General features: G+C 58.2%; 9 protein-coding genes. 1 reads left to right on the plus strand and 8 read right to left on the minus strand.

Translation table 11 applies throughout. The features are described from left to right. Positions 1-275: 275 nt before the first annotated feature. From GGR17_RS19735 to GGR17_RS19770, 8 genes are all read right to left on the minus strand, one after another. The gene (locus GGR17_RS19735; RefSeq protein ID WP_054540693.1) at positions 276-1,481 is read right to left on the minus strand and encodes a GIY-YIG nuclease family protein; all 1,206 of its coding nucleotides are present in this window, start codon (positions 1,479-1,481) and stop codon (positions 276-278) included. Further along, a complete protein-coding gene (locus GGR17_RS19740; protein WP_054540692.1) occupies positions 1,474-3,522 on the minus strand; it encodes a pseudomurein-binding repeat-containing protein in 2,049 nt (682 codons plus the stop codon). Before GGR17_RS19740 ends, GGR17_RS19735 begins: the two co-directional genes overlap by 8 nt. Positions 3,523-3,698: 176 nt before the next feature. Then, the gene (locus GGR17_RS19745) at positions 3,699-5,171 is read right to left on the minus strand and encodes an ATP-binding protein (RefSeq protein ID WP_082386788.1); all 1,473 of its coding nucleotides are present in this window, start codon (positions 5,169-5,171) and stop codon (positions 3,699-3,701) included. Then, positions 5,168-5,317 (minus strand): hypothetical protein, encoded by a 150-nt coding sequence (locus tag GGR17_RS19750; RefSeq protein ID WP_157445672.1) that lies wholly within the window; start codon positions 5,315-5,317, stop codon positions 5,168-5,170. Before GGR17_RS19750 ends, GGR17_RS19745 begins: the two co-directional genes overlap by 4 nt. Then, on the minus strand, positions 5,314-6,198 hold the full coding sequence (locus GGR17_RS19755) for a hypothetical protein (RefSeq protein WP_054540691.1): 885 nt from the start codon (positions 6,196-6,198) through the stop codon (positions 5,314-5,316). Before GGR17_RS19755 ends, GGR17_RS19750 begins: the two co-directional genes overlap by 4 nt. Beyond that, a complete protein-coding gene (locus GGR17_RS19760) occupies positions 6,195-8,942 on the minus strand; it encodes a class I SAM-dependent DNA methyltransferase (protein ID WP_054540690.1) in 2,748 nt (915 codons plus the stop codon). Before GGR17_RS19760 ends, GGR17_RS19755 begins: the two co-directional genes overlap by 4 nt. Further along, positions 8,939-9,361, minus strand: a complete 423-nt coding sequence (locus tag GGR17_RS19765) for a type II toxin-antitoxin system VapC family toxin (RefSeq protein WP_054540689.1) — start codon at positions 9,359-9,361, stop codon at positions 8,939-8,941. The genes GGR17_RS19760 and GGR17_RS19765 overlap by 4 nt, the downstream gene beginning before the upstream one ends. A gap of 3 nt (positions 9,362-9,364) precedes the next feature. Beyond that, on the minus strand, positions 9,365-9,613 hold the full coding sequence (locus GGR17_RS19770; protein ID WP_054540688.1) for a FitA-like ribbon-helix-helix domain-containing protein: 249 nt from the start codon (positions 9,611-9,613) through the stop codon (positions 9,365-9,367). A 202-nt stretch (positions 9,614-9,815) separates the two neighbouring features. Here GGR17_RS19770 and GGR17_RS19775 point away from each other — a divergent pair. Further along, positions 9,816-10,399, plus strand: a 584-nt coding sequence (locus GGR17_RS19775; RefSeq protein ID WP_183314823.1) for a hypothetical protein, incomplete at its 3' end; no start/stop codon positions are given.

The following is a 10,399-nucleotide window of genomic DNA, read 5'->3' on the forward strand; positions in this document are numbered from 1 at the left end:
ACATCAGACCAGCCAGAGACTGGGAAACGTGAAGATGTTCTCTGAAAGTTCCCCCTTAGCGTGGTTCTACGAAGAAACCTTCCGATGGGGCCAGCTACCCCCGACTGCGACTCTTGTTAGAAAACAAAAGGCGCAAGATAGAAGGTTGGCGGTACGCTGGGGTGCCGGTGCACGTGCACGTGATGGCGCTCGACCATATTCCGCGAGTTCAAGCGCAATCCTTCTCCGATCCATGCATCCCGCTGGTCGAGGTGCCATAGAGTGTCACGCAGCATCTATTGCGGCATCTCCCCCGAAATACGTTTGAGTCCGGCAGCGCGGGGGTCATAGTGATAGCCCGTTATTGTGCCGTCCCTGATCTTTTCGACAGCGTCGTTGATGACAAAGAGAGGAACGAGGAACCATTCTCGCGGGACCACAGGCCTTCCAAAGCGATCCATGATCTCGATCTCGAGCCGTGCAGGTTCGAAAATGCGGTGGATCAGGTTCTCCAACTTGGACCGATTGATGTTGTAGAGCTCGTATGTCGCGACCACCTCGACATTCGCCATCAGAAACGTCGGCTGCAACTGCGCGCCGGCGATCCGCTTCTCGACGCTCATATTGGTAACGCCGATCTTGTGCACCAGTTCCCGGTTTTCTGTGACGAGTGGATGATCGGATTTGCTGCGAAGCACATAAATGATCCCGCTCGCCTCATCACCATCGATTGTCTGGTCCGAAAAAAGTGGGCCTGCCGATGGGTCAGTGATTCGGCGTCCCGCGCCGTCCTTGTTCAACGCGCGCTGGAGCGAGCGCATCAGCATGTTGCTCTCGGTGCCGTTGTCAAAAATCACCCGCAGACGAGCATCGGTACGACCTTGCTCATTCGTGATGGTCTCACCCTTTTCAGTAACATAGGCTTTCTGACCGCCGACGATGAAAAAGCGGCCCTTCTCAATCTCGGCTTTCATCTCGAAAGGGCGGGTCTCCCGCAAACCGCTATCCAGTTCTTTCTGGACCATCTCGAACAATGGCTTGAACTTCGAAAAATCTTCGCATTTTTCGCGATTGGCGACTTCATCGGCGGCCTTTTTCTCGGCTGTTGACCGGACATGCTTCAATTCCGTGAGGGGTGATTTAGCAACTTCCACGCCCAGTTCGGCGAGGAGGGCATCGTCATCGAGGTCATCGGAGTCTGATGCTGAGGGCGCAGGGGTGTTTGCTAGGAGACCCTGCTCGTCGAGTGGGGCAAGGAGGTCGCGGCATTCCTGCAAGTCGCGGATCCGATCAAGACGCACGGCGTAGAGGCGTTCAAAGATATCACGATCCTCCCCGTGCTGGGGAGGCCGGCCATGCTCATCTGCAAATCGCAAGATTTCCTCAAAACCTGCGATGATGCGTTCTTCGCGTGGTGTGCGGCTGAGCTGCTTCTTGACCTCGACCTCGACGCCAAGCTCAGCAAGGAGGGCGTCGTCTTCGTCAGTGAAACCCTTAGCCATAGGTAGCCTCCTGCTTCATGCGCGCGAGATAGGCGACGCCTTCGGCCATTTTGTTCTCCCACGGATCAGGCGATGTGATGGAAGGCAGACGGCCCCGCTCCTGCTTGAACTTGACGGCGCGTTTCGCCAGATCTCGCGCCTCGTCCGGTGACAGTTGCACCTTTTTCGCCGAGATGACGGCCTGAACCTGCCGAAGGCTTTCCTCGCTCATCGTCTTTGCCAGAATCGAGTAGGCTTCGCCGAACGGATTGATGCGATCAATCAGATCGATGTCGAGTTCGCGCACGTCCATTGCGAATTTGCGCACCCCGTCGATCAAGGCGGTATTGCCGGTTGTTTCTGTGTCATCGCGGTTCGACAGCGCGATCTCTTTCGCCTTTTGGGTCAGGTTCAGCGCAGCAACTGCGTGTTGGCGCACCGCTTCCTGATCCTCTGCATCTAGCTCTGGGAACCTGGCACCGACAATCTTGCCCATGCGAACCTGCGTCAGTTCCTCCGGCACCAGCTCTTCGTCGAAGAGGCCCCGTTCGATCGTAGTCTTGTCCTGAACGAAAGCTGTGATCACCTCATTGAGGTCCTCTTGGCAGATGCGCTTGGCTTCCTTGCTCTTGGGTTCGACCAGGCCTTTGATTTCGATCTGGAACTGTCCGCTGGCCTCGCTGAAGCCAACGTTCTCCTTGTTGGGGTCATAGCCGCCCTCGCCGTAATCGAACCCTTCGACAGGGCCACTTTTCACGGTCTTGGGTGTGAAGTTGAAACGTGGGGCCAGCACCTGCTCCATCAGCAGGCTTGCAGCGATCGCCTTCAGTGTATCGTTGACTGCCTCGGTCACGGCTTCGGCCGCGGCGCCAGGCTCCGCGATAAGGTTGGTGAACCGCGCTCGGGTCTTGCCCTCGGCATCGCGGGTGGCGCGGCCGATGATCTGCACGATCTCCGTCAGGCTGGCGCGATAACCCACCGTCAGGGCGTGTTCGCACCAGATCCAATCGAACCCTTCTTTCGCCATACCCAGGGCGATGATGATGTCGACATGATCGCGGTTGTTCTTCTGCGTGGAGTCTTTCAGCGCGGCGGAAACCTTGTCACGCTTGGATGGCTCGTCGTCCACCAGATCGGCGATGCGTAAGACTCGCTCGTCGGGCGTCTTGACCAGCTGAAAGCCCGTGATGGGATCCGCTCCCTGCCAATCGCCCAGGGCGTCAATGATATGCTCGACCTCGCGATGCTTGTCCTTGGTGCTTTCGCGCGAGTTCACGTTCGGGATGTGAAGGATCGTCTTCTCGGTCGGATCCAAAACCTTGAGGATGTCGTCCGCATAGGACCCGGAATAGAAGAAATACCCGATGTCGAGCGTCTTGAGGTATTTGTAACCATTCAACTGCTGATAGTAGGTATAGGTGAAGGTATCGAACTTTGCCTCATCTTCGGGCGACAGAACGGCTTCGGCATCGCCGCGGAAATAGGACCCGGTCATCGCCACCAGATGCACCTTGTCGCGCGCGACAAGGGCGCCCAGATGCGTGCCCAGCTTATTATCAGGGTTGGCAGAGACGTGGTGAAACTCATCTACCGCGATGAGCCGATCATCAAACGCTTCAATCCCGAACTTGTCCACGGCGAACCGAAAGGTCGCGTGGGTGCAGACCAGAATCTTATCGTCGCTCGCCAGGAACTTGCCGACAGCGCCGACCTTGCCGTCATCCCCGCCGGGAGCGTTGCACAGGTTCCATCGCGGTTGCACTGTCCAGTCTGCCCAGAAGCCGTACTTGCTCAGCGGCTCGTCGTTGAAGCTGGACCCGATGGATTTTTCTGGCACCACGACGATGGCCTGACGCAGGCCTTGATTGTGCAGCTTGTCGAGTGCGATGAACATGAGCGCGTGGCTCTTGCCAGATGCCGGCGGCGACTTGATCAGCAGGTATTGCTCGCCCCGCTTCTCATAGGCACCCTCTTGCATTTCGCGCATGCCAAGCTCGTTCGATTTGCTCGAGCTTCCATTGGCCGCATAATTGACAGAGACGGAAGGAACCTGCTGTGTCATGATGTTTTCCTTCTGAGGGGCGCGGAATCATTCGCTTTGGGGCGGGCAATCAAAACCCGATCAAGTAGCGAGACCGCACGCGGCCCGTTGTAACAGTATGATTTATATGTATTTTCCAAAATTACGCCCTCTAGCCCACATACGCACAATCAAAACCCGATCAAATGTTATCCCTGTCACGCCCATGAGGGGACATATCCAGCACGAGGGCGTTCAGCATCCGCAGGACGGATCAGACCAGCATCCAGCGTCGCGCGAATAACCCGCGACGCCTGCGCAGCGTTCTGGTCGTCGATGCCGAGCCGCTCCCGAAGTGTCGCGTTCGTCATCTTCTGACCGCCTACGTATTTGAGCGCGGCATGTTGGTAACACGCTCGCACGGCTTCTTCCGGTGTCATGTCCGCAAAGCGGCGTGGTGCAAACAGAACCACGCGCACGGCGTCTCCCTCCATGCGGAAATCCGGTGGGGGCAACTGGTGTAGCTCAACCGCCGAGATCACCTTGTCGATGCCGGTGCCTTGTTCTTCGCAAAGTTTCATGCGCCGCATCAAGGAAGCAAGAGCTTCATTTCGGGAACGCGGGGGCGAGTCCAAAAACCGGTCGGGGCTAACCAAGGGGGCGCCCGGGTTCGTGATCTCCATGCGATCGCTGAATAACTCGATGAGTGGACCGGCACCGGTGATCGTCATGTCCTGGTGGATCAATGCGTTGGCGATCAATTCGCGGATCGCTATCGACGGGTAGAGCGGACGCTCCTCGCGGAATGCTTTACCAATCAATTCGTTGCGGGGCAGAAGGCCGTCGATGTAATCCACCAGCCCCTGAAATCCCGCTGCATAGCCGCGCTGGCCGTCCTGGCGGTGGCTCACGTCATCTGCACGTCCGGTGCCAGCATAGGCCACGAAACGAACCCCTTTGCGCTCTACAGAGGGGCCGAAATCGGAAAGTTTCTTAGCATACAGGATTGCGCCCAGATTGGTAATGTTCCAGCGGTCGCTTACATCTTTCTGGATCAGACGATCTGCCAATAGCCTGTCGAAGATCCCCTGCCTGTTATCCGGCAAGGGCTGGCCCGTAAGATCGAAGTAGTTGGCGTAATTCAGCCGCGCAAGAACGTCGTCGCCGGACAGGAACTGCGCCGCGACGCCTGTCTCCCAAGCGTAGGGCTGCAACTTGCTCCAGAGGGCACGCAGGCGTTCCGGATGGTCGGACAGGCGCGGCGTGGCACTGCCGATGCGCAAATAGGCTGTGCGGTCAAACTCTACCGGAGCGGTTGCGGCGGCGGGGATAGTCAGCAGGATCAGGCGCTGCCCGTCATGATCGACCTCTTCGAACCGGAACTCGATGCCCGGCTGGAGGTGGTTGGCCACCCACAGTTCGAGCGGCTGCCCCTTCTCCTTCTTCACTGTCGGCTCAAAAATCGTGCCGACAGCCGCATGATCACCGTCTCTCACCCCCCAAACCACATAGGCGAAGTGCTGATCGGCAAGCCGTGCAGCATTGGACAAGGCCGAGATCAGCTTGCCGATCAACGGTCCGTCGGCGTTGTTTTCCTTGAACTCGATCCAGGTGGTTTCCGCTGGTTTGGCGCGCAGATCGTCCACCAGTTTGCGGGTGCGTTCCGCGCTCATGACAGGGTCAAGGGTCATAGTGTGTCCACTTTCTGACCCACCACGCCTGGGTAGCGTTTGTCGTAGGGGCATTCCTGTATTGCCCGCCGGCCCAGGTCGTTCGGCTTGGCCGGGCTACCGTTGGTGGCATAAATAATCGAATTGGAGGGAAAACCTTTGATCATTGACCTCTCACCCGCTTATCAAAACGTCTTAAAAATATGCGGGCTGTGATCAGGATTATTTGAAACCGAAAAGCACAATCTTCTTCATCTGACAGGCCCGGATGGCTACCGTGCGGATGCAATCTTGCCCACAACCCCAATACGTACGCAGGTTTGCCTCTGTCGTTCTCCCACTCATTGTATTCGTGAAGTAGGAACGGTCCCGATTTTGTATCTGCAAGATATTGCCTCTTTGCGTCATCGCTAACCTTAGGATCACATCCAAAATATTCCGCAATTTTGTCCAGCAGTTCCTGATAGAAATTTCTGATCATCGCGTTGGCGGAAGACCAGTTCCCTTGCGAAAAGTTCTGAATCGCTTGATCCAAATGCCCCTTGGCGGCGCCCAACCCGTGCCGACCAAGTAAGGCCTCAATTTCGCTGGTCGCCTCTCGAAAATCTGTCTCAGGTACATCCTCAGGCAGCATCCGCCTGAGAACAGTCTGTTTAATGACCCTTGGAGCGTCATCGAAAATGGAAGATCTGCCCATTGGGTCTGGAACCTCCTCTTCCACAAGTGTGAAGCCATCCATTTTCAGACCAGCAAGAAGACGCAACCAGACATCTGGCTTGTTGCGCTTGCTTTGCTCGGATGCCGTAATTGCATGCTCAATCATGGCTCTGCTTAGGTCACAGTTTCCGTTGACCGTCGGAACAGAACGTCCCCCCATACTGCTTCTTGCGAACCGAACCATTTCATTGGCCTTCGATGCTACCGATCCAGAACCACAGAATTCGTCAACACCCCACCCTAGGGTGAGAGACGAGAAAGCGGTTTGTGTCGACATTTCAGCAATCATCTCGCCCGCTGCCATCAACGTCATGCTGTTAAAGTCGCTCATGCGCTCACCTTCGTCGTCATCTTCGTGTACATCTCGAACAGTTTTTCCAGCCGTTCGGTGTCGTTGCGGAAGCGGCGGCCGATGTAGATGCGTTCCAGCACCTCGTCGTTGTGATCATGCGCGGCGCGGAGGTTGGCGGGCATTTTCTCGGGGTCGTAGAGGTCGGCGATGGTGGCGGGGAAATGCGCCTCGCGGGCCAGAAGGATGCCTTCTGCCGCCGCAGTCAGGTCGGCGCGGTTCTTTTCCGTCAGTTTCGGGACGGGGAAGGTGTTCCAGCCCATGGTGTTGGAATAGCGGAAATCGGTTTTCATCTTGCCGCAGACCGTGGCGATCCAGACCAGATGCAGGCGCGAGGCGATCAGCGCCATGTTCCAGAGCGGGGCGTCGTAGAGGGCGAAGGTTTCACTGGTCACTGTTGAGCGCGCATCAATGATGCCGTTCGGCAAATATGGGCGGTTTTCAGAAGACGTTCGAGGAACAGTGAGCGTCCAATTCTTTCCGATCCGCATTTCACGCATCTGATGGGCGCGACTTGCCATCTCGTTGGCGCTCTTGTCGCGGCTATTCAAGCGCATCATGCGCACGCCTTCTATGCGTTGGCGAATTGCTTCAATCGCCAACGCCTCTTGCAGATGATCGTTCTCAATCCACAAGCAATAGCGTTCCAATCCGCGAATGAACTCCGCAGAACCATAAATCCGGCGGATGAATTTGTTATGTTGGTCGGGGGTCAGACCAAGGGTCCGCACTTCGTCTGCACTCAGGAGCAGGTGCCCGCCGTCAACGGGCTTGTTCCCAAAGCTCATGTTGGCGGTGCCGTTTAACGGCCTACTGGCTTTGTCCACTATCACATTCGGCGCGGCCACCAGATAGGCATTGACGTTGTCCGATTCCTTCACAACGGACCCGCCATCATCTGCCAGCGAGAACAGTTTGCGCACTTGCCCCGCATGATTGGAAATTCCAACAATCGCCACGGTCACGCCCGCATTATGGCTGGCAAGGTTCGCCCATTTGAAACTGGTGTGGGCAAAAGCAATCTCATGCCCAATCTTGAAGATCAGCGGCCAAAGGATCGGCACCTGCTGCCCCTGACAGATCGAATTGGTGGACACAAAGGCCGACACGGTGGGCGTGTGCAGCCCATAATCAGCGGCCTTCATGAACCAGCCCGCAACATAGTCGAGCGACTTCCAGCTTTTCGTGCGCCCATCGAATATGCGCTGCAAATCCTCTTTCTGTTCCGTGCTTTGCCAGGTTGATCCCAGATACGGCGGGTTCCTGCAGATATAGGTCTCGCCCCCCTCATTCGCGAAGTCGATCTGCGCCTGATCCAGTGGGGACATGAACAGGTCATAAGCCTGAAACTTCACCCCCGTCCCCGTGGGCGGGCAGACCGACAGCCAGTCCAGCCGCAGGGCGTTGCCGCAGGTGATCCAGTTCTGTGCGTCCAGCGGCAGGAATTCGGCCAGCGCCTCTTTCTGGCCGCGATAGGTCACGTCGCATTGGTATTCCGCGATGATCAGCGCCAGCCGCGCGATCTCGGCCGAGAAGTCGCGCAGCTCGATCCCGCGATAGTTGGTGAGGGGAATGTCGGTGCGGCGCAGCGGCTCGCCCCGGCGCTTGTTGATCTCATACTCAAGGCTGCGCATTTCCTTGTAGGCGATGACAAGGAAGTTGCCCGACCCGCAGGCGGGATCGAAGACGCGGATCTTGGCCATGCGGGCGCGCAGATTGGCCAGCTTGCGCGCGTTGTCGCCCGCCGCCTCCAGTTCTGCCCGCAGATCATCGAGGAAGAGCGGGTTCAGCACCTTCAGGATGTTCGGCACCGAGGTGTAGTGCATCCCGAGAACCGAGCGTTCCTCCTCATCCGCGACGGCCTGGATCATCGAGCCAAAGATGTCGGGGTTGATCTGCGTCCAGTCGAGGCTGCCGATATGGGAGAGATAGCGCTGCGCGATCTTGGAAAAGCGCGGCACATCGGTGCTGCCCGAGAAGAGGCCACCGTTCACATAGGGAAAGGTGTCGGCCCAGCGGGGCAGCTTGGCCTCGGCGCGCTTGGCGATTGGCGTGTTCATCGCCCGGAAGATTTCGCCAATGACTTCGTGCGTGTTCGACCCGTCGCGGTTGGCCATCTGGTCGATGGTGGCGGTGAACAGGTTGTCGCTGACGAAGATGTCGGTGTCTTCGGCGAAGAAGCAGAAGATCAGCCGCGCCATGAAGTGGTTCATGTCATGGCGTTTGTCAGCGCTGCCCCAGTCGGGGTTGTCCTTGATCAGCTCGACATAGAGCCGGTTGAGACGGCTGGTCGCGCGGATGTCAAAGGCGCTTTCGCGGATCTGCTTGACCGTGGAGATACCAGCGAGCGGCAGGAAGAAGCCGAAATGGTCGGGGAACTCGGTGTAACGGCAGGCGATGGTTTCGCCGGTGGTGATATCCTCGGCCTCGAGGTCGATGCCGTCGGTGGCGAAGATGAACTTGGCCTTGGCGCGGGTGGTGGCGGGGCTGTCGCGTAAGGAGCGCAGGGTCGCCGCGATGTCGCCCGGGGCGCAGGTCGCAAGGTGGATGTTGTTGGTCTGCAGGACGCCGCCAAGGTCGGACTTGTTCGACGCGCCGGTGCGCAGGCGCTTGATCGTCGTGTCCTTGTTTCCGAAGGCCATGAGGAAGGCATAGGGGAACTCTGCCGCGTCAAAGGGCTGCTCGGCGAGTTCGGAAACGGCTTGCTCAATCTCAACGGCGTTCATGCGGCTGTCCAGGGGTTGATCAGGCCGATCTCGCAACCCTCGAAATCAGGCGTATTGCGCGTGGCGACGGTGGCGCCGCAGGCGTGGGCAATGGATGCGATCTGGCAATCGGCCTGGGCAATCGGTCGCCCGGCGGACCGTCGTGCGGCGGCGATGGAGGCGTAGGACAGCGCAGCGGCGCTGTCGAAGGGCAGGATCCGACCGGCCAGGTCCTCGCGCAAGATCCGGTCCACGGCGTCAACCAGCGCGGCGCGGCGCTTGCCGTTCCCCATGATCGCGAGACCGTAGCGCAGCTCTGCCTCCGATATCGAGGTCAGGTAGACGTTGAGCCCGTCCTGAGCGGACAGCCAGTGTTCAACCTTGGGCTCCGGGGCCGGGCGCAACAGCTCGGATATGACATTCGTATCGAGGATGATCATGCGTCAGGCCTGGTCGAACGCGGGCGGTTCACGCATGGCTTCACGCTGCGGAAGGTCGAGATCAACGCCACCCAGCGGCGCGACCCGCGCCCGGATCGCCGCGGCAAGATCGTGGGATGGCTTCGCTTCACCGACGACATGGCGCAAGATTTCGCGCGCCTCCTCTTCCATCGAACGGCCATGCTCGGCCGCGCGGATGCGAAGGCGGCGCTTCACGTCATCATCAAGGTTCCGGATGGTAATGCTTGCCATGATATCCTCCTGAGCAGATTGTAATCATCGCAATCAATGCGATCAAGGCTAATCGCTGGAACGCATGGTTTCCTCAGGGTGGGCAAGCCGACGCTGTCAGCTCGCGATCTTGCTGACCGCCGCAACCGCAACACGCATCATCAATGTTGCAATAGTATATTTTCGTATGTATGCTGAGTGAAGATTGTCAAGGGTTCTTGCCATGCGTTTCGAATTCAAAAACCTCCCTCTGGCGGCCTTTTTAGCTCTTGCCTTGACCGGGCCAACAGTTCCGACGCAAGCCCGCGCCCAAACCTATCAGATCGATTGCGCCATCCTGCTGTGTTTGTCCGGTGGGTGGCCGGCTTCCGTGCCATGCGCACGCGCGCGGGCCGAGTTCATCCGGCGCATCACACCTTGGCCGGTGGAGCCGCCGCTGCAGATTTGGCGCTGCCCCATGGGTGCGTCTTACGATGGGCCTGCCAGGTCGCGCCCCACGGACCGGATCTTCGATGCCCTATATGGTGGTTCAGGAACCTCATCAAACTCTTCAGCCCCGCTCTTCGATCAGGCCGCCACAACAGGCGGGATGCGCGGGTTCAGAGGCTCCAACGCGGCCTGGGACAACCTCGTAAGGGCTGATTACGCCCTCCATCTCGTAGAAGACCGCGCCGACATCGATATCAGTGGGCCTGAATTCAATTTCGTGCGCTCCATCCGCGTCTTCGATGTACGGTATGCACGACAGCACGAATCCGGGCGAGATGGCGACTGCAACCGCAGCGCAGTCGTTGTCCTCGGCACCTA

The sequence above is a fragment of the Actibacterium naphthalenivorans genome, assembly GCF_014196965.1.
Classification (GTDB): Bacteria; Pseudomonadota; Alphaproteobacteria; order Rhodobacterales; family Rhodobacteraceae; genus Actibacterium_A; species Actibacterium_A naphthalenivorans.

Bases quoted from the DNA above. Each gene is read 5' to 3' on its own strand.
- GGR17_RS19735 (WP_054540693.1), bottom strand. From the start codon at position 1,481: ATGGCTAAGGGTTTCACTGACGAAGACGACGCCCTCCTTGCTGAGCTT.
- GGR17_RS19740 (WP_054540692.1), bottom strand. From the start codon at position 3,522: ATGACACAGCAGGTTCCTTCCGTCTCTGTCAATTATGCGGCCAATGGA.
- GGR17_RS19745 (WP_082386788.1), bottom strand. From the start codon at position 5,171: ATGACCCTTGACCCTGTCATGAGCGCGGAACGCACCCGCAAACTGGTG.
- GGR17_RS19750 (WP_157445672.1), bottom strand. From the start codon at position 5,317: ATGATCAAAGGTTTTCCCTCCAATTCGATTATTTATGCCACCAACGGT.
- GGR17_RS19755 (WP_054540691.1), bottom strand. From the start codon at position 6,198: ATGAGCGACTTTAACAGCATGACGTTGATGGCAGCGGGCGAGATGATT.
- GGR17_RS19760 (WP_054540690.1), bottom strand. From the start codon at position 8,942: ATGAACGCCGTTGAGATTGAGCAAGCCGTTTCCGAACTCGCCGAGCAG.
- GGR17_RS19765 (WP_054540689.1), bottom strand. From the start codon at position 9,361: ATGATCATCCTCGATACGAATGTCATATCCGAGCTGTTGCGCCCGGCC.
- GGR17_RS19770 (WP_054540688.1), bottom strand. From the start codon at position 9,613: ATGGCAAGCATTACCATCCGGAACCTTGATGATGACGTGAAGCGCCGC.